We start from the raw sequence: 21,565 nt of genomic DNA, 5'->3' as shown, positions 1-21,565 counted from the left end.
TCCGTCCAGCGGACCGGTTCCGGACCGTACCCGCGGACGTGGGAGGATCGGAGGTGGCGGGCCGGGGCCGCGCACCCGGTCGGGCCGTTGCCGTACGTGGTCAGGACGCGTACGCAAGGCATAACCGGGGCGCGAGCACTGAGGAGCACCGTTGAGCAGGTTGCGCTGGCTGACCGCGGGGGAGTCCCACGGTCCCGCACTCGTCGCGACGCTGGAGGGTCTGCCCGCCGGCGTGCCGATCACCACGGACATGGTGGCGGACCATCTGGCGAGGCGGCGGCTCGGCTACGGCCGCGGTGCGCGGATGAAGTTCGAGCGTGACGAGGTCACCTTCCTCGGCGGTGTCCGGCACGGACTCACCCTCGGTTCCCCAGTCGCGGTCATGGTGGGCAACACCGAGTGGCCGAAGTGGGAGCAGGTCATGGCGGCCGACCCGGTCGACCCGGAGGTACTGGCCGGTCTGGCCCGCAACGCGCCGCTGACCCGTCCGCGTCCCGGGCACGCCGACCTCGCCGGCATGCAGAAGTACGGCTTCGACGAGGCCCGCCCGATCCTGGAGCGCGCCTCCGCGCGGGAGACGGCCGCCCGGGTGGCGCTGGGCGCGGTGGCCCGGTCGTACCTCAAGGAGACGACCGGCGTCGAGATCGTCAGCCATGTGGTCGAGCTGGCCGCGGCCAAGGCCCCCCAGGGCGTGTACCCGACGCCGGCCGACGTCGAGAAGCTGGACGCCGACCCCGTGCGCTGCCTGGACGCCGACGCCTCGAAGGCGATGGTCGCCGAGATCGACCAGGCCCACAAGGACGGCGACACCCTCGGCGGCGTCGTCGAGATCCTCGCCTACGACGTGCCGGTGGGCCTCGGCTCGCACGTCCACTGGGACCGCAAGCTCGACGCACGGCTCGCGGGCGCGCTCATGGGCATCCAGGCGATCAAGGGCGTCGAGATCGGCGACGGCTTCGAGCTGGCCCGCGTGCCCGGCTCCCAGGCCCACGACGAGATCGTGAGGACGGAGGAGGGCATCCGCCGGGTCTCCGGCCGTTCCGGCGGCACCGAGGGCGGCCTCACCACCGGTGAGCTGCTGCGGGTGCGGGCCGCGATGAAGCCGATCGCCACCGTGCCGCGCGCCCTGAAGACCGTGGACGTCACCACCGGCGAGGCCACGCAGGCCCACCACCAGCGTTCCGACGTGTCCGCCGTGCCGGCCGCCGGCATCGTCGCCGAGGCGATGGTCGCCCTGGTCCTGGCGGACGCGGTGGCGGAGAAGTTCGGCGGCGACAGCGTGGCCGAGACCCGCCGCAACGTGCGGTCCTACCTCGACAACCTGGCGATCCGGTGAACGCGCCGCTGATCGTCCTGGTCGGCCCGATGGGGGTCGGCAAGTCCACCGTGGGGCAGCTGCTGGCGGAGCGCCTGGGCACGGGCTACCGGGACACGGACGCGGACATCGTCGCCGCGCAGGGCCGGGCCATCGCCGAGATCTTCGTCGACGAGGGCGAGGCCGCCTTCCGGGCCCTGGAGAAGGAGGCCGTGCGGACCGCGCTCGCCGGGCACGAGGGTGTCCTCGCCCTCGGCGGCGGCGCGATCCTGGACGCGGACACCCGCGCGCTGCTCGCGGGGCGGCGCGTCGTCTACCTCTCGATGGACGTCGAGGAGGCCGTCAGGCGCACCGGCCTGAACGCCGCGCGCCCGCTGCTCGCCGTCAACCCGCGCAAGCAGTGGCGCGAGCTGATGGAGGCCCGCCGTCACCTCTACGAGGAGGCCGCCACGGTCGTCGTGGCCACCGACGGCCGTACGCCCGAAGAAGTGGCCGAAGCCGCCCTGGACGCACTGGAGTTGAAAGAAGCATGAGCGAGGCAGTCACCCGGATCCAGGTCGGCGGCACCGCGGGATCCGACCCCTACGAGGTCCTGGTGGGCCGTCAGCTCCTCGGTGAGCTCGGCGGCCTGATCGGCGACAGGGCCAAGCGCGTCGCGGTCATCCACCCCGAGGCCCTCGCCGAGACCGGTGACGCGCTGCGCGCCGACCTCGCCGAGCAGGGCTACGAGGCGATCGCCATCCAGGTGCCCAACGCCGAGGAGGCCAAGACCGCCGAGGTCGCCGCCTACTGCTGGAAGGCGCTCGGCCAGTCCGGCTTCACCCGCACCGACGTCATCGTCGGCGTCGGCGGCGGCGCCAGCACCGACCTGGCCGGCTTCGTGGCCGCGACCTGGCTGCGCGGCGTGCGCTGGATCGCCGTACCCACCACCGTGCTGGCCATGGTGGACGCGGCCGTCGGCGGCAAGACCGGCATCAACACCGCCGAGGGCAAGAACCTCGTCGGCTCCTTCCACCCGCCGGCCGGCGTCCTGTGCGACCTGGCCGCGCTGGACTCGCTGCCGGTCAACGACTACGTCTCCGGACTCGCCGAGGTCATCAAGGCCGGCTTCATCGCCGACCCGGCGATCCTGGACCTGATCGAGGCCGACCCGCAGGCCGCGCGCACCCCGGCCGGACCGCACACCGCCGAGCTGATCGTGCGCTCCATCAAGGTCAAGGCGGAGGTCGTCTCCTCCGACCTGAAGGAAGCGGGCCTCAGGGAGATCCTCAACTACGGCCACACCCTCGGCCACGCCATCGAGAAGAACGAGCGCTACAAGTGGCGCCACGGCGCCGCCGTCTCCGTCGGCATGCACTTCGCCGCCGAACTGGGCCGCCTCGCGGGCCGCCTGGACGACGCCACCGCCGACCGGCACCGCAGCATCCTCGAAGCGGTCGGCCTGCCGCTGCACTACCGCTACGACCAGTGGCCCAAGCTCGTCGAGAACATGAAGGTCGACAAGAAGTCCCGCGGCGACCTGCTGCGCTTCATCGTCCTGGACGGCCTCGCCAAGCCCACCGTGCTGGAGGGCCCCGACCCGGCCGTCCTCCTCGCCGCCTACGGTGAGGTGGGCGAGTAGTACCCCGGCGTACCTTCCGTCCGATTCGCCTTGCGTGACGGGCACTTCACACCGCCCCCGGCCGTTCACCAAACGACGGCCGGGGGCGGTACCGTTCGGTAGCAGCGGGCGGGTCACCCCCTCCCGCCGTCAGCGCCCATCGCCTGTACGAGACGGAGTGGCACCGGATGCAGCATGCAGTGGGTTCTCCGCTGCCGCCGCCCCCTCAGCCGGGGCACGGACCGGCCGTCGGCTGGTCCCCGGCCGCACACCACCCGGGCCCGCACCAGCCGGCCGCCCCGGTACCGCCGCCCGCGGCGCCTGGATACCCCGCGCAGGCCCCGGGCCCGCACCAGGCTTCAGGCCCCCACCAGGCCGCCCCCGTACCACCCGCGCCGGACACCACCGGCACCACCGGCCACGTTCCGCTGCCGCCCGGCGCTCCCGTGGCCGTGCCCAGCGTCCCGCCGGCCGCGACGGCTCTGCCCGACCCCGCCTCGGCCACCCTCGCGGTACTGCTCATCGGCCCCGCGGGCGCGGGCAAGACCAGCGTCGCCAAGTACTGGGCGGACCACCGCCGGGTGCCCACCGCGCACATCAGTCTCGACGACGTCCGGGAATGGGTCCGCTCCGGCTTCGCCGACCCCCAGACCGGGTGGAACGAGAACAGCGAGGCGCAGTACCGCCTCGCCCGCCGCACCTGCGGTTTCTCCGCCCGGAACTTCCTCGCCAACGGCATCTCCTGCATCCTCGACGACGCGGTCTTCCCGGACCGCCCGGTCGTCGGCCTCGGCGGCTGGAAGCGGCACGTCGGACCCGGCCTGCTCCCGGTCGTCCTCCTGCCGGGCCTGGACATCGTCCTGGAACGCAACGCCGAACGCAGCGGCAACCGCCGCCTCACCGACGAGGAGGTCGCCCGCATCCACGGCCGCATGGCCGGCTGGTACGGCTCCGGCCTCCCGATCATCGACAACTCCCAGCTCGACGTACCGGAAACGGCAAGAGTCCTGAACGAGGTCCTGTCCCGCTCGATAGCAAGCCCGCCTGCCTGGTAGACGCGGGGGAGCGCGCCGACCAAGGGGCGCGGGGAACTGCGCGACCAGCCCCCTCTCGCCGGCAGACGCCCCACAACAACCGCCCCCACCCCGGTTGGCGCACCCGGCATGCCCACTCGGCCCTCCCGAGCGGCGCCCTCCGAGCGGAGCTCATACGCTCGGCTCATGTCACAGGTGTACGCGGCCCGCCGAACCCGCCTACGAGAACGCTGCAACGCGGGCGGCAGCGCGGCGGCGCTCGTCTCCCGGCCCGCCAACGTGCGCTACCTCGCGGGCACCGCCCCGCACGGCGCCGTGCTGCTCCTGGGCAAGAGCGAGGACCTCCTGGTCTGCTCGGCCCCACCGGACGACCGGCCGGCCGACGGAAGGCCCGACGACTCACTCCCGGTGCGCGCGCTGCCCGGCCCCGGCGGCGACGCGGCCGTCGCGGCCACCGGCCTCGCGGCGGCCCAGGGCGCCGAGTCCCTCGCCACCGAGGACCACCACCTCACCGTGGTCCGGCACCGCGCCATGCGCTCGGTCGCACCGCGCCTGCGCCTGACCGACCTCGGCCAGGCGGTCGAGCAGCTGAGGGTGGTCAAGGACGAGGAGGAGATCTCCTGCCTGCGCATCGGCGCCGAGATCGCCGACCAGGCCCTCGGTGAGCTGCTGGAGTCCATCCTGGTGGGCCGCACCGAGCGGCACCTCGCCCTGGAACTGGAACGCCGCCTGGTGGACCACGGCGCCGACGGCCCCGCCTTCCCGACGTCCGTCGGCACCGGCCCGAACTCGGGACGCCGCGGCCACCGCCCCACCGACCGGCGGGTGGAGGAGGGCGACTTCCTCTCCGTCTGCCTGGGCGCCACCTACCGCGGATACCGCTGCGAGATCGGCCGGACGTTCGTCATCGGGACCTCTCCGGCCGACTGGCAGATCGAGCTGTACGACCTGGTCTTCTCCGCCCAGCGGGCCGGCCGGGAAGCCCTCGCACCCGGCGCGGCCTGCCGGGACGTGGACCGGGCCGCCCGCCAGGCACTGGATTCCGCCGGGTACGCTGAGCACCTTCCCGCCCTCACCGGTCACGGGGTCGGACTCGAAATCGACGAGGACCCGCAGTTGGCCCCCGCGGCCATGGGTAAACTGGACGCTTGTGTGCCGGTCACCGTCGAACCGGGGGTTCACCTCCCGGGCCGGGGCGGGGTCCGGATCGATGACACGCTCGTCGTGCGCCCCGAGGCGGACGGCGGACCCGAGCTACTCACCATCACGACCAAGGAGCTGCTCGCGCTCTAGCCTTCGCGCTGTGCGCGTGCCTGCACCGGGGTCGTCCACGTCAGTCCAGTCCAGGAGATTCCGCAACCGTGGCTTCCACGAACGACCTCAAGAACGGCATGGTGCTCAAGCTCGAAGGCGGCCAGCTCTGGTCCGTCGTCGAGTTCCAGCACGTCAAGCCCGGCAAGGGCCCGGCCTTCGTGCGCACCAAGCTCAAGAACGTGCTTTCCGGCAAGGTCGTCGACAAGACCTTCAACGCCGGCGTCAAGGTCGAGACGGCCACTGTCGACAAGCGTGACATGCAGTTCTCGTACATGGACGGCGACTACTTCGTCTTCATGGACATGGAGACCTACGACCAGCTGCACATCGACCGCAAGGTCGTCGGCGACGCCGCCAACTTCCTGATCGAGGGCTTCGAGGCCACCGTCGCGCAGCACGAGGGCGAGGTGCTCTTCGTCGAGCTGCCGGCCGCCGTCGAGCTGGTCATCCAGGAGACCGAGCCGGGCGTCCAGGGCGACCGCTCCACCGGCGGCACCAAGCCCGCCACCCTGGAGACCGGTCACCAGATCAACGTCCCGCTCTTCATCACCACCGGTGAGAAGATCAAGGTCGACACCCGCGACAGCAGCTACCTCGGCCGGGTGAACAGCTAACCGTGGCTGCCCGCAACACGGCCCGCAAGCGCGCCTTCCAGATCCTCTTCGAGGGCGATCAGCGCGGCGCCGACGTCCTGACGGTCCTCGCCGACTGGGTCCGGCACTCCCGGTCCGACACCCGGCAGCCGCCGGTGAGCGAGTACACGATGGAGCTGGTCGAGGGCTACGCCGAGCGCGCCGAGCGTGTCGACGAGCTCATCGCCCAGTACTCGGTCGGCTGGACGCTCGACCGGATGCCGGTCGTCGACCGCAACATCCTGCGCCTGGGCGCGTACGAGCTGATCTGGGTCGACGAGACCCCGGACGCCGTCGTCCTGGACGAGATGGTGCAGCTGGCGAAGGAGTTCTCCACGGACGAGTCGCCGGCGTTCGTCAACGGCCTGCTCGGCCGGCTGAAGGACCTCAAGCCTTCACTGCGTCGCGAATAGCTCCACGACGTGCCAAAACCGCCGGGGTGGCGGGAACCGAACGGTTCCCGCCACCCCGGCGGCACGTTTCTGCTGAGGCTGCTGCGGCTCAGATCTCCTCGTGGGACGCCACCGCGCGGCGCGCGTCCGCGTCCAGGACACCCCAGCTGATGAGCTGCTCGGTCAGGACCGAGGGCGACTGGTCGTAGATGACGGCGAGCGTGCGCAGGTCGTCCTGGCGGATCGACAGGACCTTGCCGTTGTAGTCACCGCGCTGCGACTGGATCGTGGCCGCGTAGCGCTGGAGCGGGCCCGCCTTCTCGGCCGGCACCGTGGCCAGCCGCTCCAGGTCCAGGACCAGCTTCGGCGGGGGCTCGGCGGCACCGCCCGGGGTGGTGCCCGGGAGCAGCTCCTGCACGGGAACGCCGTAGAAATCCGCCAGCTCGGCGAGGCGCTGCACGGTCACGGCGCGGTCGCCGCGCTCGTACGAACCCACCACCACGGCCTTCCAGCGGCCCTGGGACTTCTCCTCGACACCATGGAGGGAAAGGCCCTGCTGGGTGCGGATGGCCCGGAGCTTGGCCCCGAGCTGTTTGGCGTATTCGCTGGACATATGGCTCCCCGGACAAGGTGTCGACGCGGTCCGCACTGGTGCGCACCCGCGCGGCTGGTAACTCACTGTGAGGTTACGCAGCGTTACTCTTCTGCGTCAAGCCGAATGGTCCGCACCGACTCTTCCGTGGTATCCGCCGCCCGTTGCTCCGAACGGGTGGTGCCGGGGTGTCGTAAGGGTGACGCGCGAGCGTCCTGGGGGTCGCGAAGGCGGGTCTGTGGGCCTGGTACCGTGGACGGCGCACATCCCGACGTCCTTTAAGGTCCGTCCCGTGAGGCGGAGAAGGAGGTCCGTTTCGTATGGACAAGCAGCAGGACGCGTCTTCGGGCGCGCAATCCGATGCGCGGCCCGTTCTCGAAGGCCCCGACATCGCCCGGGTCCTGACCCGCATCGCCCACGAGATCGTCGAACGCGCCAAGGGCGCCGACGACGTGGTGCTCCTCGGTATCCCGACCCGCGGCGTCTTCCTCGCCCGGCGGCTCGCCGACAAGCTGGAGCAGATCACCGAGCGCAAGGTGCCGGTCGGCTCGCTCGACATCACCATGTACCGCGACGACCTGCGCATGCACCCGCCCCGCGCCCTGGCCCGCACCGAGATCCCCGGTGACGGCGTCGACGGCCGCCTGGTCGTCCTCGTCGACGACGTGCTCTTCTCCGGCCGCACCATCCGCGCCGCCCTCGACGCGCTGGGCGACATCGGCCGCCCGCGCGCGGTGCAGCTCGCCGTCCTCGTCGACCGCGGCCACCGCGAACTGCCCATCCGCGCCGACTACGTCGGCAAGAACCTCCCGACGTCGCTGCGGGAGACGGTCAAGGTCCAGCTCGCCGAGGAGGACGGTCGCGACACCGTGCTGCTCGGCGCCAAGCCGGCCGCCCAGGGCGCCCACCCGTAGCACCCGCGCGTACGCGCCCACTTGTGCCGTACGCCTGCTCGGTGTGCCCGCACGCACGCCCGGCCGCCCGAATTATCCCGCTCTTCCGCATGAATCGCCCTACGGAGCCTGACAGATGCAGCGTCATCTCATCTCGGCCGCCGACCTCACCCGCGACGACGCCGTCCTGATCCTCGACACCGCCGAGGAGATGGCCCGGGTCGCCGACCGGCCGATCAAGAAACTGCCGACCCTGCGCGGCCGGACCGTCGTCAACCTCTTCTTCGAGGACTCGACCAGGACCCGGATCTCCTTCGAGGCCGCCGAGAAGCGCCTGTCGGCGGACGTCATCAACTTCACCGCCAAGGGTTCCAGCGTCTCCAAGGGCGAGTCCCTCAAGGACACCGCCCAGACCCTGGAGGCCATGGGCGTCGACGCCGTCGTCATCCGGCACAGCGCCTCCGGCGCCCCCTACCGCCTGGCCACCTCCGGCTGGATCGACGCCCACGTCATCAACGCCGGCGACGGCACCCACCAGCACCCCACCCAGGCCCTGCTGGACGCCTTCACCATGCGCCGCCGCCTGGTAGGCCCCGACGCCGGCCTCGGCAAGGACCTCGACGGCCGCCGCGTCACCCTGGTCGGCGACATCCTGCACAGCCGCGTCGCCCGCTCCAACGTCGACCTGCTGCACACCCTCGGCGCCGAGGTCACCCTGGTCGCCCCGCCCACCCTGCTGCCCGTCGGCGTCGAGACCTGGCCCTGCGAGGTCTCCTACGACCTCGACTCCACCCTGACCAAGTCCGACGCGGTGATGCTGCTGCGCGTGCAGCGCGAGCGCATGAACGCCGCCTTCTTCCCCACCGAGCGCGAGTACTCCCGCCGCTACGGCCTCGACGGCGAGCGCATGGCGAAGATGCCCGACCACGCCATCGTGATGCACCCCGGCCCGATGGTCCGCGGCATGGAGATCACCGCCGACGTCGCCGACTCCGACCGCTGCACGGTCGTCGAGCAGGTCACCAACGGCGTCTCCGTCCGGATGGCAGTCCTCTACCTGCTGCTCGGCGGAGCCGAGCCCGCCGTCACCCACGCCCGCCCCACCGAGGAGAAGTAAGAACATGAGCAAGATCCTGATCCGCGGTGCGAAGGTGCTCGGCGGCGAGCCGCAGGACGTGCTGATCGACGGCACCGTCATCGAGGCGGTCGGCCAGAACCTGTCCGCCGAGGGCGCCGAGGTGATCGAGGCCGGCGGCAAGGTGCTGCTGCCGGGCCTGGTCGACCTCCACACCCACCTGCGCGAACCCGGCCGCGAGGACTCCGAGACCGTCCTGACCGGCACCCGCGCGGCGGCGAGCGGCGGCTACACCAACGTCTTCGCCATGGCCAACACCTTCCCGGTCGCCGACACCGCCGGTGTCGTCGAGCAGGTGTGGCGGCTCGGCAAGGAGTCCGGCTACTGCGACGTACAGCCCATCGGCGCCGTCACCGTCGGCCTGGAGGGCGCCAAGCTCGCCGAACTGGGCGCCATGCACGAGTCCGCGGCGGGCGTCACCGTCTTCTCCGACGACGGCAAGTGCGTCCACGACGCCGTGATCATGCGCCGTGCCCTGGAGTACGTGAAGGCCTTCGGCGGCGTCGTCGCCCAGCACGCCCAGGAGCCCCGGCTGACCGAGGGCGCCGAGATGAACGAGGGCGTCGTCTCCGCCGAGCTGGGCCTCGGCGGCTGGCCGGCCGTCGCCGAGGAGTCGATCATCGCGCGGGACGTGCTGCTCGCCGAGCACGTCGGCTCCCGCGTCCACATCTGCCACCTGTCGACCGCGGGCAGCGTCGAGATCGTCCGCTGGGCCAAGTCCCGGGGCATCGACGTCACCGCCGAGGTCACCCCGCACCACCTGCTCCTCACCGACGAGCTGGTCCGGTCGTACAACCCGGTCTACAAGGTCAACCCGCCGCTGCGCACCGAGCGTGACGTCCTGGCGCTGCGCGAGGCGCTCGCCGACGGCACGATCGACATCGTCGCCACCGACCACGCCCCGCACCCGCACGAGGACAAGGACTGCGAGTGGGCCGCCGCCGCCATGGGCATGGTCGGCCTGGAGACCGCGCTGTCGGTGGTCCAGGAGACCATGGTGGACACGGGCCTGCTGGACTGGGCCGGCGTCGCCGACCGGATGTCCTTCAAGCCCGCCAGGATCGGACAGGCCACCGGACACGGCCGTCCCGTCTCGGCTGGTGAGCCCGCCAACCTCACCCTCGTCGACACGGAATACCGTGGCCGGGTGGACCCCGCGGGCTTCGCCTCGCGCAGCCGCAACACCCCGTACCAGGGGCGTGAGCTGCCGGGCCGTGTGACGCACACGTGGCTGCGGGGCAAGGCCACGCTCGTCGACGGGAAGCTCACGTGACATCTGTAGCACCGGTAATCCTGCTGGCCGCCGAGAAGGAATCGGCGGAAGTGACCGACTGGGCCGCCCGGATCGGCTGGGTGGTCGGCCTCGGCCTGTTCGTCGCGCTCGTCTACTGGCTGATGCGCGAGGGCTGGAAGTGGCGCGGCACCCTCCAGGGCGACCTCCCGGAGCTGCCCAGCGCGCCGGACGCCCCCGGCCCGGCGAAACTGACCCTGAGCGGCCGCTACCACGGCTCCACCACCGCCGGGCAGTGGCTGGACCGCATCGTGGCGCACGGCCTGGGCACCCGCAGCCGGGTCGAGCTCACCCTGACGGACGCGGGCCTGGACGTCGTACGCCCCGGCGCGGACGACTTCTTCGTCCCCGTCTCCGCGCTGCGCGAGGCCCGGCTCGACAAGGGCATCGCCGGCAAGGTGCTCACCGAGGGCGGCCTGCTGGTCGTCACCTGGGAGCACGGCGACAAGCTGATCGACTCCGGCTTCCGCTCCGACCACGCGGCCGAGCACAACGAGTGGGTCGAAACCCTGAACGACATGATCAACAAGACGGAAACGGAAGGCGCACGATGACGACCTCCACCCGGGGAGCCGGCAAGGCTCCCGCCGTACTCGTCCTGGAGGACGGCCGGATCTTCCGCGGCCGCGCCTACGGGGCCGTGGGGGCCACGTTCGGCGAGGCCGTGTTCTCCACCGGCATGACCGGCTACCAGGAGACCCTCACCGACCCGTCGTACCACCGCCAGGTCGTCGTGATGACCGCCCCGCACATCGGGAACACGGGCATCAACGACGAGGACATGGAGTCCAAGAAGATCTGGGTCTCCGGGTACGTCGTGCGCGACCCCGCGCGCGTGCCCTCCAGCTGGCGCTCCCGCCGCACGCTGGACGACGAGCTGGCCGCCCAGGGCGTCGTCGGTATCTCCGGCATCGACACCCGCGCCCTCACCCGCCACCTGCGCGAGCGCGGCGCCATGCGCGTCGGCATCTTCAGCGGCGACGCCATCCAGGACGACGCCGCACTGCTGGCCCGCGTCCAGGAAGCCCCCGAGATGACCGGCGCCGACCTCTCCGCCGAGGTCGCCACCACCGAGGCGTACGTCGTCCCCGCGATCGGCGAGAAGAAGTTCACCGTCGCCGCCGTCGACCTCGGCATCAAGGGCATGACCCCGCACCGCATGGCCGAGCGCGGCATCGAGGTGCACGTCCTGCCCGCCACGGCGACCGTCGAGGATGTCTACGCGGTCGACCCGGACGGTGTCTTCTTCTCCAACGGCCCGGGCGACCCGTCCACCGCCGACCACCCCGTCTCCGTCATGCGGGGCGTCCTGGAGCGCGGCACCCCGCTCTTCGGCATCTGCTTCGGCAACCAGATCCTGGGCCGCGCCCTCGGCTTCGGCACCTTCAAGCTGAAGTACGGCCACCGCGGCATCAACCAGCCCGTGCAGGACCGTACGACCGGCAAGGTCGAGGTCACCGCGCACAACCACGGATTCGCTGTCGACGCCCCGCTCGACAAGGTCTCCGACACCCCCTACGGCCGCGCCGAGGTCTCCCACGTCTGCCTCAACGACAACGTGGTGGAGGGCCTCCAGCTTCTCGACAAGCCGGCCTTCAGCGTCCAGTACCACCCCGAAGCGGCAGCGGGCCCGCACGACGCCGCCTACCTGTTCGACCGCTTCGTTTCTCTGATGGAGGGCCAGCGTGCCTAAGCGCACCGATATCCAGTCCGTCCTGGTCATCGGCTCCGGCCCGATCGTCATCGGCCAGGCCGCCGAGTTCGACTACTCCGGCACCCAGGCGTGCCGGGTCCTGAAGTCCGAGGGCCTCAGGGTCGTCCTCGTGAACTCCAACCCGGCGACGATCATGACGGACCCGGAGATCGCCGATGCCACCTACGTCGAGCCGATCACCCCGGAGTTCGTCGAGAAGATCATCGCCAAGGAGCGTCCCGACGCGCTGCTGCCCACCCTGGGCGGCCAGACGGCCCTCAACACCGCGATCTCCCTGCACGGCAACGGCGTCCTGGAGAAGTACGGCGTCGAGCTGATCGGCGCCAATGTGGAGGCCATCAACAAGGGCGAGGACCGCGACCTCTTCAAGGAGGTCGTCGAGGAGGTCCGCAAGAAGATCGGCCACGGCGAGTCCGCCCGGTCCTACATCTGCCACTCCATGGACGACGTCCTCAAGGGCGTCGAGGAGCTCGGCGGCTACCCGGTCGTCGTCCGCCCGTCCTTCACCATGGGCGGCGCCGGCTCCGGCTTCGCGCACGACGAGGAGGAGCTGCGCCGCATCGCCGGCCAGGGCCTCACCCTCTCGCCGACCACCGAGGTGCTCCTGGAGGAGTCCATCCTCGGCTGGAAGGAGTACGAGCTGGAGTTGATGCGCGACAAGAACGACAACGTCGTGGTCGTCTGCTCCATCGAGAACTTCGACCCCATGGGCGTCCACACCGGCGACTCGATCACCGTGGCGCCCGCGATGACGCTGACCGACCGCGAGTACCAGGTGCTGCGCGACGTCGGCATCGCGATCATCCGCGAGGTCGGCGTCGACACCGGCGGCTGCAACATCCAGTTCGCGGTGAACCCCGAGGACGGTCGCGTGATCGTCATCGAGATGAACCCGCGCGTGTCGCGCTCCTCGGCGCTCGCCTCCAAGGCGACCGGCTTCCCGATCGCCAAGATCGCCGCGAAGCTCGCCGTGGGCTACACGCTGGACGAGATCCCGAACGACATCACGCAGGAGACCCCGGCCTCCTTCGAGCCCACGCTCGACTACGTGGTCGTGAAGGCCCCGCGCTTCGCCTTCGAGAAGTTCCCGAGCGCCGACTCCACCCTCACCACCACCATGAAGTCGGTCGGCGAGGCCATGGCCATCGGCCGCAACTTCACCGAGGCGTTCCAGAAGGCGCTGCGCTCGCTGGAGAAGAAGGGCAGCCAGTTCACCTTCGTCGGCGAGGCGGGCGACAAGAAGGCGCTGCTGGAGGAGGCCGTCCGGCCCACCGACGGCCGCATCAACGCCGTCATGCAGGCCATCCGCGCGGGCGCCACGCCGGAGGAGGTCTTCGAGTACACGAAGATCGACCCCTGGTTCGTCGACCAGCTCTTCCTGATCAAGGAGACCGCCGACGAGCTGGCCGGCGCCCCGGAGCTGACCGCCGACCTGCTCGCCGAGGCCAAGCGGCACGGCTTCTCCGACCACCAGATCGGCGAGATCCGCGGCCTGCGCGAGGACGTCGTCCGCGAGGTGCGCCACGCGCTCGGCATCCGCCCGGTCTACAAGACGGTCGACACCTGCGCCGCCGAGTTCGCCGCGAGGACGCCGTACTTCTACTCCTCCTACGACGAGGAGACCGAGGTCGCGCGCCGCGAGAGGCCGGCCGTCATCATCCTGGGATCCGGCCCGAACCGCATCGGCCAGGGCATCGAGTTCGACTACTCCTGCGTCCACGCCTCCTTCGCGCTGTCCGACGCCGGGTACGAGACCGTGATGGTCAACTGCAACCCGGAGACCGTCTCCACCGACTACGACACCTCCGACCGGCTGTACTTCGAGCCGCTCACCCTGGAGGACGTCCTGGAGATCGTCCACGCGGAGCAGCAGGCCGGCCCGGTCGCCGGCGTCGTCGTCCAGCTCGGCGGCCAGACCCCGCTGGGCCTCTCCCAGGCGCTCAAGGACAACGGCGTGCCGATCGTGGGCACCTCGCCCGAGGCCATCCACGCCGCCGAGGACCGCGGCGCCTTCGGCCAGGTCCTGGCGCAGGCCGGGCTCCCGGCCCCCAAGCACGGCACCGCCACCACCTTCGCCGAGGCCAAGGCCATCGCCGACGAGATCGGCTACCCGGTCCTGGTGCGGCCCTCCTACGTCCTCGGCGGACGTGGCATGGAGATCGTCTACGACGAGACCCGCCTGGAGGCGTACATCGCCGAGTCGACCGAGATCAGCCCGTCCCGGCCGGTCCTGGTCGACCGCTTCCTCGACGACGCGATCGAGATCGACGTCGACGCCCTGTACGACGGTGAGGAGCTGTACCTCGGCGGCGTCATGGAGCACATCGAGGAGGCCGGCATCCACTCCGGCGACTCGGCGTGCGCCCTGCCCCCGATCACGCTCGGCGGCTTCGACATCAAGCGGCTGCGCGCCTCCACCGAGGGCATCGCCGCGGGCGTCGGCGTGCGCGGCCTGATCAACATCCAGTTCGCGCTGGCCGGCGACATCCTCTACGTCCTGGAGGCCAACCCGCGCGCCTCGCGCACCGTGCCCTTCACCTCGAAGGCGACCGCGGTGCCGCTGGCGAAGGCCGCCGCCCGCATCTCGCTGGGCGCGACCATCGCCGAGCTGCGCGCCGAGGGCCTGCTCCCGGCGAACGGCGACGGCGGCACGCTCCCCATGGACGCGCCGATCTCCGTCAAGGAGGCCGTGATGCCGTGGTCCCGCTTCCGCGACATCCACGGCCGCGGCGTCGACACGGTGCTCGGCCCGGAGATGCGCTCCACCGGCGAGGTCATGGGCATCGACTCCGTCTTCGGCACGGCGTACGCCAAGTCGCAGGCCGGTGCCTACGGCCCGCTGCCCACCAAGGGACGGGCGTTCATCTCGGTCGCCAACCGCGACAAGCGCTCGATGATCTTCCCGGCCCGCGAGCTGGTCGCCCACGGCTTCGAGCTGCTCGCCACCTCCGGCACCGCCGAGGTCCTCAAGCGCAACGGCATCAACGCCACGGTCGTGCGCAAGCAGTCCGAGGGCACCGGACCGAACGGCGAGAAGACCATCGTCCAGCTCATCCACGACGGCGAGGTCGACCTCATCGTCAACACCCCGTACGGCACCGGCGGCCGCCTCGACGGCTACGACATCCGTACGGCGGCCGTGGCCCGCTCCGTGCCGTGCCTGACGACCGTCCAGGCGCTGGCGGCGGCGGTGCAGGGCATCGACGCCCTCAACCACGGTGACGTGGGAGTGCGCTCACTCCAGGAACACGCGGAATTCCTGACCGCGGCCCGCGACTAGCAGCCAGCCCCGAGGGGGACACCGGAAACGGTGTCCCCCTCTTCATGAGGACACCATGTACAAGATCTTCTTCTCCCTCGTCTTCAAGCGGATGGACCCGGAGCGGGCGCACCACCTCGCCTTCCGCTGGATCCGCCTCGCCGTCCGCGTCCCCGTCCTGCGCACCTTCGTCGCGGCCGTGCTCGCGCCCCGCCACAAGGAGCTGCGCACCGAGGCCCTCGGCCTGCGCATGCACGGCCCCTTCGGGCTGGCCGCCGGCTTCGACAAGAACGCCGTCGCCGTCGACGGCATGGCCATGCTCGGCTTCGACCACGTCGAGATCGGCACCGTGACGGGGGAGCCGCAGCCCGGCAACCCCAAGAAGCGGCTGTTCCGGCTGGTGAGCGACCGCGCGCTGATCAACCGCATGGGCTTCAACAACGACGGTTCCCTGACCGTCGCCGCCCGCCTGGCCTCCCGCACGCCCGTGTTCAAGACGGTCGTCGGCGTCAACATCGGCAAGACCAAGGTCGTCCCGGAGGAGGAAGCCGTCGGCGACTACGTGAAGTCCGCCGAACGCCTCGCCCCGCACGCCGACTACCTGGTCGTCAACGTCTCCTCCCCGAACACGCCCGGCCTGCGCAACCTCCAGGCCACCGAGGCGCTGCGCCCGCTGCTGACCGCCGTGCGCGAGGCAGCCGACCGCGTGGTCACCACGCGGCGCGTCCCCCTCCTCGTCAAGATCGCGCCGGACCTCGCCGACGAGGACGTCGACGCGGTCGCCGACCTGGCGGTGGAACTGGGGCTGGACGGCATCATCGCCACCAACACCACCATCGCCCGCGAGGGACTCGGCCTGACCTCCTCCCCGGCCCTCGTCCAGGAGACCGGCGGCCTGTCCGGCGCCCCGCTCAAGGAGCGCTCCCTGGCGGTCCTGCGCCGCCTCTACGCGCGCGTGGGCGACCGGATCACCCTGGTGGGCGTAGGCGGCGTCGAGACCGCCGAGGACGCCTGGCAGCGCATCCTGGCCGGAGCCACGCTGGTCCAGGGCTACAGCGCGTTCATCTACGAGGGCCCCTTCTGGGGCCGGGCCATCCACAAGGGGCTCGCCGCGCGCCTGCGGCAGAGCCCGTACGCCACCCTCGCCGACGCGGTCGGCGCCGATGTGAGGAAGCCCCGATGACCGGTACGAACGAGCCGTTCGGCGCGCGCCTGCGCCGTGCCATGGACGAACGCGGGCCGCTGTGCGTCGGTATCGACCCGCACGCCGCCCTGCTCGCGGAATGGGGTCTGAACGACGACGTGGCGGGGCTGGAGCGCTTCAGCCGCACCGTCGTGGAGGCCGTGGCCGACCGGGTGGCCGTCCTCAAGCCGCAGAGCGCCTTCTTCGAGCGCTTCGGCTCGCGCGGTGTCGCGGTCCTGGAGAAGTCGGTCGAGGAGGCACGGGCGGCCGGCGCGCTGGTCGTCATGGACGCCAAGCGCGGTGACATCGGCTCCACAATGGCCGCGTACGCCGAGTCCTTCCTGCGCAAGGACGCGCCCCTGTTCTCGGACGCGCTGACCGTCTCCCCGTACCTCGGCTACGGCTCCCTGAAGCCCGCCGTCGACCTGGCGCGCGAGAGCGGCGCGGGGCTGTTCGTGCTGGCGCTCACCTCCAACCCGGAGGGTGGCGAGGTCCAGCACGCGGTGCGGGCCGACGGGCGGAGCGTCGGGGCGACGATGCTGGCGCACCTGGCCGCCGAGAACGCGGACGAAACGCCCCTGGGCTCGTTCGGCGCGGTGGTCGGCGCCACACTCGGCGACCTGTCGTCGTACGACCTGGACGTCAACGGCCCGCTCCTCGCGCCCGGCATCGGTGCCCAGGGTGCGACGCCGGCCGACCTGCCGGAGGTGTTCGGAGCGGCGGTGCGCAACGTCGTGCCGAACGTCAGCCGGGGTGTCCTTCGTCACGGTCCCGACGTGACCGGGCTGCGGAACGCGGCGGACCGCTTCGCCGACGAGGTCAGGACCGCGGTGGCGGCCGCCTAGGCTTCCAGACCTTGGAAACATCCTCAAATCCGAGGCAATATGTCTGAAATGTCTGGCCTGACGGAGGCTGACCAGGACTTTTCCGCCGTTCTCGCTGACTCTGGCGGACTTGACCGCTAGTCTCCGTCGAGAGTCAACGGGCAAGCGTGTTGTTCGCGACTCCCCAGGTGTGGGGCGACTAGGTTCCTCACCGGTCCGTATCCGACAGTTCGACATCCGAGGTGACGTAGGCGTGGCTCTTCCGCCCCTTACCCCTGAACAGCGCGCAGCCGCGCTCGAAAAGGCCGCCGCGGCTCGCCGGGAGCGGGCCGAGGTCAAGAATCGACTCAAGCACTCCGGCGCCTCCCTCCACGAGGTCATCAAGCAGGGCCAGGAGAACGACGTCATCGGCAAGATGAAGGTCTCCGCCCTGCTCGAGTCCCTGCCCGGCGTGGGCAAGGTCCGCGCCAAGCAGATCATGGAGCGGCTCGGCATCTCCGAGAGCCGTCGCGTGCGCGGCCTCGGTTCCAACCAGATCGCCTCCCTGGAGCGCGAGTTCGGCAGCACCGGCAGCTGAGTCAGAAGCTGAGTCCGGACCACTGCGGAACAACTGGAATAATCGCCGCATGGCTGCAACATCCCGGGGGACGACCCCCGTACCCCCGGAATCACGTCCGCGGCTGACCGTGCTCTCCGGCCCCTCGGGGGTCGGCAAGAGCACGGTCGTCGCCCATATGCGCAAGGAACACCCCGAGGTCTGGCTCTCGGTGTCGGCGACGACCCGCAAGCCCCGCCCCGGCGAGCAGCACGGAGTCCACTACTTCTTCGTCACCGACGAGGAGATGGACAAGCTGATCGCCAACGGCGAGCTGCTGGAGTGGGCCGAGTTCGCCGGCAACCGCTACGGCACGCCGCGAGCTGCCGTGCTGGAGCGCCTGGAGGCGGGTGAGCCGGTGCTGCTGGAGATCGACCTCCAGGGCGCGCGGCAGGTCAGGGAGTCCATGCCGGAGGCCCAGCTGGTGTTCCTGGCCCCGCCCTCCTGGGAGGAGCTGGTGCGCAGGCTCACCGGCCGGGGCACCGAGCCTCCGGAGGTCATCGAGCGCCGCCTCGCCGCGGCCCGGATCGAGCTGGCGGCCGAGCCGGAGTTCGACCAGACCCTGGTGAACACCTCCGTCGAGGACGTGGCGCGCGAGCTGCTAGCCTTGACGAACGTCGTGTGATCGTCACTGGTCACCCAGCGGTCGTCCCGACTGAATCTTTCCCATCCATCGGAAGGTAGAGCGTGTCCTCTTCCATCTCCGCGCCCGAGGGCATCATCAACCCGCCGATCGACGAGCTCCTCGAGGCCACGGACTCGAAGTACAGCCTCGTGATCTACGCGGCCAAGCGGGCCCGCCAGATCAACGCGTACTACTCGCAGCTCGGCGAGGGTCTCCTCGAGTACGTCGGTCCGCTCGTCGACACCCACGTCCACGAGAAGCCGCTCTCGATCGCCCTGCGCGAGATCAACGCGGGTCTGCTGACCTCCGAGGCCATCGAAGGCCCGGCGCAGTAACCAGTGCCCCGCCGACATCGGCGGTAGTATTTTCAGCCTGAAGCTGACTTATCCACAGGCCCGGCAGTCCGACTGTCGGGCCTGTGGTGTGTGATGGGTCGTACGCGCTGCCCGAGCGCGTCATCCGAGCCGGGGAGAGACGGTGGACAAGCCCAAGGTCGTTCTGGGGGTCAGTGGCGGGATCGCCGCGTACAAGGCCTGTGAGCTGCTGCGCAGACTCACGGAGTCGGGGCACGAGGTCCGCGTCGTCCCCACCGCCTCCGCGCTGCACTTCGTCGGCGCCGCCACCTGGTCGGCCCTGTCCGGCAACCCGGTGTCGACCGAGGTGTGGGACGACGTCCACCAGGTGCCGCACGTCCGCATCGGCCAGCACGCCGACCTCGTCGTCGTCGCCCCGGCCACCGCCGACATGCTCGCCAAGGCCGCCCACGGCCTCGCCGACGACCTCCTCACCAACACCCTGCTCACCGCCCGCTGCCCCGTCGTCTTCGCCCCCGCCATGCACACCGAGATGTGGGAGCACCCGGCCACCCAGGAGAACGTGGCGACACTCCGCCGCCGCGGCGCCGTCGTCATCGAGCCGGCCGTCGGCCGTCTCACCGGCGTCGACACCGGCAAGGGCCGGCTGCCCGACCCGGGCGAGATCTTCGAGGTCTGCCGCCGGGTCCTCGCCCGCGGCGTGCGCGAACCGGACCTCGCCGGACGGCACGTCGTGGTCAGCGCCGGCGGCACTCGCGAGCCCCTCGACCCGGTCCGCTTCCTCGGCAACCGCTCCTCCGGCAAGCAGGGGTACGCGCTGGCCCGCAGCGCCGCCGCGCGAGGCGCCCGCGTCACCCTGGTCGCGGCGAACGCGTCACTGCCGGATCCGGCTGGCGTGGACGTCGTCCCGGTGGGCACCGCCGTGGAGCTGCGCGAAGCCGTGCTGCACGCCGCGGCCGACGCCGACGCCGTCGTCATGGCCGCGGCGGTCGCGGACTTCCGCCCGGCCACATACGCCTCCGGGAAGATCAAGAAGAAGGACGACCAGGAGCCCGCACCGATCGCCCTGGTGCGCAATCCGGACATCCTCGCCGAGATCGCGGGCGACCGGGCGCGCCCCGGCCAGGTGATCGTCGGCTTCGCCGCCGAGACCGACGATGTCCTCGCCAACGGACGGGCCAAGCTGAAGCGCAAGGGCTGCGACCTGCTCGTGGTGAACGAGGTGGGGGAGCACAAGACCTTCGGTTCGGAGGAGAACGAGGCGGTCGTCCTCGGTGCCGACGGCAGCGAGACCCCGGTGACACACGGTCCGAAGGAAGCACTGGCCGAAACCGTGTGGGACCTCGTGGCGGAACGGCTCGGCTGAATGACTCATTCACTCCACGGGCCCCGCCAACCCCGCGCATTCGAGCGTGGCGACCCTGGCCAAGGGCGCTCCGTTCTGGGCAGAATGCCCGTGCCGCAGGTCACAGCCCTTCCGACAGCCGAGACGGGTGGGCCCACGGCGATGCGCGACCGATAAACTGTTCTCGGACGTCGCCGGGTGCAGCTCCCCGTGCCGTCCACCAATGATCAGCCAGCAGCCGCTGCAACCCCAGGGAGCGTTGTGTCCCGTCGCCTGTTCACCTCGGAGTCCGTGACCGAAGGTCACCCCGACAAGATCGCTGACCAGATCAGCGACACCATTCTCGACGCGCTTCTGCGTGAGGACCCGACCTCCCGGGTCGCCGTCGAAACCCTGATCACCACCGGACTGGTGCACGTGGCCGGCGAGGTCACCACCAAGGCCTACGCGGACATCGCCAACCTGGTCCGCGGCAAGATCCTGGAGATCGGCTACGACTCCTCGAAGAAGGGCTTCGACGGCGCCTCCTGCGGCGTCTCGGTCTCCATCGGCGCCCAGTCGCCTGACATCGCGCAGGGTGTCGACACCGCGTACGAGAACCGGGTCGAGGGCGACGAGGACGAGCTCGACCGCCAGGGCGCCGGCGACCAGGGCCTGATGTTCGGCTACGCGTCCGACGAGACGCCCACGCTGATGCCGCTCCCGGTCTTCCTGGCGCACCGCCTGTCCAAGCGCCTGTCCGAGGTCCGCAAGAACGGGACCATCCCCTACCTGCGCCCGGACGGCAAGACGCAGGTCACCATCGAGTACGACGGCGACAAGGCAGTCCGTCTCGACACCGTCGTCGTCTCCTCCCAGCACGCCAGTGACATCGACCTGGAGTCGCTGCTCGCGCCCGACATCAAGGAATTCGTCGTCGAGCCCGAGCTGAAGGCGCTGCTGGACGACGGCATCAAGCTCGACACGGAGAACTACCGCCTCCTGGTCAACCCGACCGGCCGCTTCGAGATCGGCGGCCCGATGGGTGACGCAGGCCTCACCGGCCGCAAGATCATCATCGACACCTACGGCGGCATGGCCCGCCACGGCGGCGGCGCCTTCTCCGGCAAGGACCCGTCCAAGGTCGACCGCTCCGCCGCGTACGCGATGCGCTGGGTCGCCAAGAACGTCGTCGCCGCCGGCCTCGCCTCCCGCTGCGAGGTCCAGGTCGCCTACGCGATCGGCAAGGCCGAGCCCGTCGGCCTCTTCGTCGAGACCTTCGGCACCGCCAAGATCGACGCCGAGAAGATCGAGAAGGCGATCGACGAGGTCTTCGACCTCCGCCCGGCCGCCATCATCCGCGACCTCGACCTGCTCCGCCCGATCTACGCCCAGACCGCCGCGTACGGTCACTTCGGCCGTGAGCTGCCCGACTTCACCTGGGAGCGCACGGACCGCGTGGAGGCGCTGCGGCAGGCGGCGGGGCTGTAAAGAACCCCGACAGGCCACCGCCGTCCCCGCCGGACGGC

At 70.9% G+C, this 21,565-nt stretch carries 21 protein-coding genes; 20 read left to right on the top strand and 1 reads right to left on the bottom strand.

Annotated elements, in window-relative coordinates; translation table 11 throughout:
* Positions 1 to 151 precede the first annotated feature (151 nt).
* From aroC to nusB, 7 genes are all read left to right on the top strand, one after another.
* Complete coding sequence (gene aroC / locus AMK11_RS27690; protein ID WP_073730809.1) at positions 152 to 1,336, top strand: chorismate synthase; 1,185 nt, start codon at positions 152 to 154, stop codon at positions 1,334 to 1,336.
* Positions 1,333 to 1,848, top strand: a complete 516-nt coding sequence (locus AMK11_RS27685; protein ID WP_079187737.1) for a shikimate kinase — start codon at positions 1,333 to 1,335, stop codon at positions 1,846 to 1,848. The genes aroC and AMK11_RS27685 overlap by 4 nt, the downstream gene beginning before the upstream one ends.
* Positions 1,845 to 2,936 (top strand): 3-dehydroquinate synthase, encoded by a 1,092-nt coding sequence (gene aroB, locus AMK11_RS27680; protein ID WP_073730808.1) that lies wholly within the window; start codon positions 1,845 to 1,847, stop codon positions 2,934 to 2,936. Before AMK11_RS27685 ends, aroB begins: the two co-directional genes overlap by 4 nt.
* Before the next feature lie 167 nt (positions 2,937 to 3,103).
* Positions 3,104 to 3,970 carry a Pro-rich N-terminal domain-containing protein gene (locus AMK11_RS27675; RefSeq protein ID WP_073730807.1) on the top strand — a complete coding sequence of 289 codons (867 nt, stop codon included), beginning with the start codon at positions 3,104 to 3,106 and terminating at the stop codon, positions 3,968 to 3,970.
* Between the two features lie 165 nt (positions 3,971 to 4,135).
* Positions 4,136 to 5,242, top strand: a complete 1,107-nt coding sequence (locus tag AMK11_RS27670) for an aminopeptidase P family protein (RefSeq protein WP_073730806.1) — start codon at positions 4,136 to 4,138, stop codon at positions 5,240 to 5,242.
* Positions 5,243 to 5,310: 68 nt separating this feature from the next.
* Positions 5,311 to 5,877 carry an elongation factor P gene (gene efp, locus AMK11_RS27665; protein ID WP_073730805.1) on the top strand — a complete coding sequence of 189 codons (567 nt, stop codon included), beginning with the start codon at positions 5,311 to 5,313 and terminating at the stop codon, positions 5,875 to 5,877.
* 2 nt (positions 5,878 to 5,879) lie between these two features.
* Positions 5,880 to 6,308 carry a transcription antitermination factor NusB gene (gene nusB, locus AMK11_RS27660; protein ID WP_073730804.1) on the top strand — a complete coding sequence of 143 codons (429 nt, stop codon included), beginning with the start codon at positions 5,880 to 5,882 and terminating at the stop codon, positions 6,306 to 6,308.
* Between the two features lie 88 nt (positions 6,309 to 6,396).
* Here the strand turns inward: nusB and bldD are convergent, their stop codons facing one another.
* Positions 6,397 to 6,900: a transcriptional regulator BldD gene (gene bldD, locus AMK11_RS27655; RefSeq protein ID WP_073730803.1), complete on the bottom strand. Its 504-nt coding sequence runs from the start codon at positions 6,898 to 6,900 to the stop codon at positions 6,397 to 6,399.
* A gap of 299 nt (positions 6,901 to 7,199) precedes the next feature.
* On the opposite strand from bldD, the gene pyrR reads away from it, so the two are divergent.
* The 13 genes from pyrR (at position 7,200) to metK (ending at position 21,527) form a co-directional block, all read left to right on the top strand.
* Positions 7,200 to 7,793: a bifunctional pyr operon transcriptional regulator/uracil phosphoribosyltransferase PyrR gene (gene pyrR, locus AMK11_RS27650; protein ID WP_073730802.1), complete on the top strand. Its 594-nt coding sequence runs from the start codon at positions 7,200 to 7,202 to the stop codon at positions 7,791 to 7,793.
* 115 nt (positions 7,794 to 7,908) lie between these two features.
* On the top strand, positions 7,909 to 8,889 hold the full coding sequence (locus AMK11_RS27645; RefSeq protein ID WP_073730801.1) for an aspartate carbamoyltransferase catalytic subunit: 981 nt from the start codon (positions 7,909 to 7,911) through the stop codon (positions 8,887 to 8,889).
* A 4-nt stretch (positions 8,890 to 8,893) separates the two neighbouring features.
* Positions 8,894 to 10,180 carry a dihydroorotase gene (locus AMK11_RS27640; RefSeq protein ID WP_073730800.1) on the top strand — a complete coding sequence of 429 codons (1,287 nt, stop codon included), beginning with the start codon at positions 8,894 to 8,896 and terminating at the stop codon, positions 10,178 to 10,180.
* Positions 10,177 to 10,752: a PH-like domain-containing protein gene (locus AMK11_RS27635; RefSeq protein WP_073730799.1), complete on the top strand. Its 576-nt coding sequence runs from the start codon at positions 10,177 to 10,179 to the stop codon at positions 10,750 to 10,752. Before AMK11_RS27640 ends, AMK11_RS27635 begins: the two co-directional genes overlap by 4 nt.
* A complete protein-coding gene (gene carA, locus AMK11_RS27630; protein ID WP_073730798.1) occupies positions 10,749 to 11,891 on the top strand; it encodes a glutamine-hydrolyzing carbamoyl-phosphate synthase small subunit in 1,143 nt (380 codons plus the stop codon). The genes AMK11_RS27635 and carA overlap by 4 nt, the downstream gene beginning before the upstream one ends.
* Complete coding sequence (gene carB / locus AMK11_RS27625; RefSeq protein WP_073730797.1) at positions 11,884 to 15,192, top strand: carbamoyl-phosphate synthase large subunit; 3,309 nt, start codon at positions 11,884 to 11,886, stop codon at positions 15,190 to 15,192. Before carA ends, carB begins: the two co-directional genes overlap by 8 nt.
* Positions 15,193 to 15,247: 55 nt before the next feature.
* Complete coding sequence (locus tag AMK11_RS27620) at positions 15,248 to 16,354, top strand: quinone-dependent dihydroorotate dehydrogenase (RefSeq protein ID WP_073730796.1); 1,107 nt, start codon at positions 15,248 to 15,250, stop codon at positions 16,352 to 16,354.
* Complete coding sequence (pyrF, locus tag AMK11_RS27615) at positions 16,351 to 17,199, top strand: orotidine-5'-phosphate decarboxylase (RefSeq protein ID WP_073730795.1); 849 nt, start codon at positions 16,351 to 16,353, stop codon at positions 17,197 to 17,199. The genes AMK11_RS27620 and pyrF overlap by 4 nt, the downstream gene beginning before the upstream one ends.
* A gap of 232 nt (positions 17,200 to 17,431) precedes the next feature.
* Entirely contained in the window at positions 17,432 to 17,755 is a 324-nt protein-coding gene (locus AMK11_RS27610) for an integration host factor (protein WP_003977346.1), read from the top strand.
* 49 nt (positions 17,756 to 17,804) lie between these two features.
* Positions 17,805 to 18,398, top strand: coding sequence for a guanylate kinase (gmk, locus tag AMK11_RS27605; RefSeq protein WP_073730794.1), 594 nt, complete (start codon positions 17,805 to 17,807; stop codon positions 18,396 to 18,398).
* Positions 18,399 to 18,460: 62 nt separating this feature from the next.
* On the top strand, positions 18,461 to 18,733 hold the full coding sequence (gene rpoZ, locus AMK11_RS27600; RefSeq protein WP_003977348.1) for a DNA-directed RNA polymerase subunit omega: 273 nt from the start codon (positions 18,461 to 18,463) through the stop codon (positions 18,731 to 18,733).
* Positions 18,734 to 18,875: 142 nt separating this feature from the next.
* Positions 18,876 to 20,078 (top strand): bifunctional phosphopantothenoylcysteine decarboxylase/phosphopantothenate--cysteine ligase CoaBC, encoded by a 1,203-nt coding sequence (gene coaBC, locus AMK11_RS27595; RefSeq protein WP_073730793.1) that lies wholly within the window; start codon positions 18,876 to 18,878, stop codon positions 20,076 to 20,078.
* 240 nt (positions 20,079 to 20,318) lie between these two features.
* On the top strand, positions 20,319 to 21,527 hold the full coding sequence (gene metK, locus AMK11_RS27590) for a methionine adenosyltransferase (RefSeq protein WP_073730792.1): 1,209 nt from the start codon (positions 20,319 to 20,321) through the stop codon (positions 21,525 to 21,527).
* Positions 21,528 to 21,565: the final 38 nt, after the last annotated feature.

Source organism: Streptomyces sp. CB02414 (assembly GCF_001905385.1).
GTDB lineage: Bacteria > Actinomycetota > Actinomycetes > Streptomycetales > Streptomycetaceae > Streptomyces.
This window is presented reverse-complemented; position numbering and strand designations above follow the sequence as displayed.

Bases quoted from the DNA above. Each gene is read 5' to 3' on its own strand.
- bldD (WP_073730803.1), bottom strand. From the start codon at position 6,900: ATGTCCAGCGAATACGCCAAACAGCTCGGGGCCAAGCTCCGGGCCATC.
- gmk (WP_073730794.1), top strand. From the start codon at position 17,805: ATGGCTGCAACATCCCGGGGGACGACCCCCGTACCCCCGGAATCACGT.
- AMK11_RS27620 (WP_073730796.1), top strand. From the start codon at position 15,248: ATGTACAAGATCTTCTTCTCCCTCGTCTTCAAGCGGATGGACCCGGAG.
- carA (WP_073730798.1), top strand. From the start codon at position 10,749: ATGACGACCTCCACCCGGGGAGCCGGCAAGGCTCCCGCCGTACTCGTC.
- AMK11_RS27640 (WP_073730800.1), top strand. From the start codon at position 8,894: ATGAGCAAGATCCTGATCCGCGGTGCGAAGGTGCTCGGCGGCGAGCCG.
- AMK11_RS27675 (WP_073730807.1), top strand. From the start codon at position 3,104: ATGCAGCATGCAGTGGGTTCTCCGCTGCCGCCGCCCCCTCAGCCGGGG.
- pyrR (WP_073730802.1), top strand. From the start codon at position 7,200: ATGGACAAGCAGCAGGACGCGTCTTCGGGCGCGCAATCCGATGCGCGG.
- AMK11_RS27670 (WP_073730806.1), top strand. From the start codon at position 4,136: ATGTCACAGGTGTACGCGGCCCGCCGAACCCGCCTACGAGAACGCTGC.
- pyrF (WP_073730795.1), top strand. From the start codon at position 16,351: ATGACCGGTACGAACGAGCCGTTCGGCGCGCGCCTGCGCCGTGCCATG.
- AMK11_RS27645 (WP_073730801.1), top strand. From the start codon at position 7,909: ATGCAGCGTCATCTCATCTCGGCCGCCGACCTCACCCGCGACGACGCC.
- aroB (WP_073730808.1), top strand. From the start codon at position 1,845: ATGAGCGAGGCAGTCACCCGGATCCAGGTCGGCGGCACCGCGGGATCC.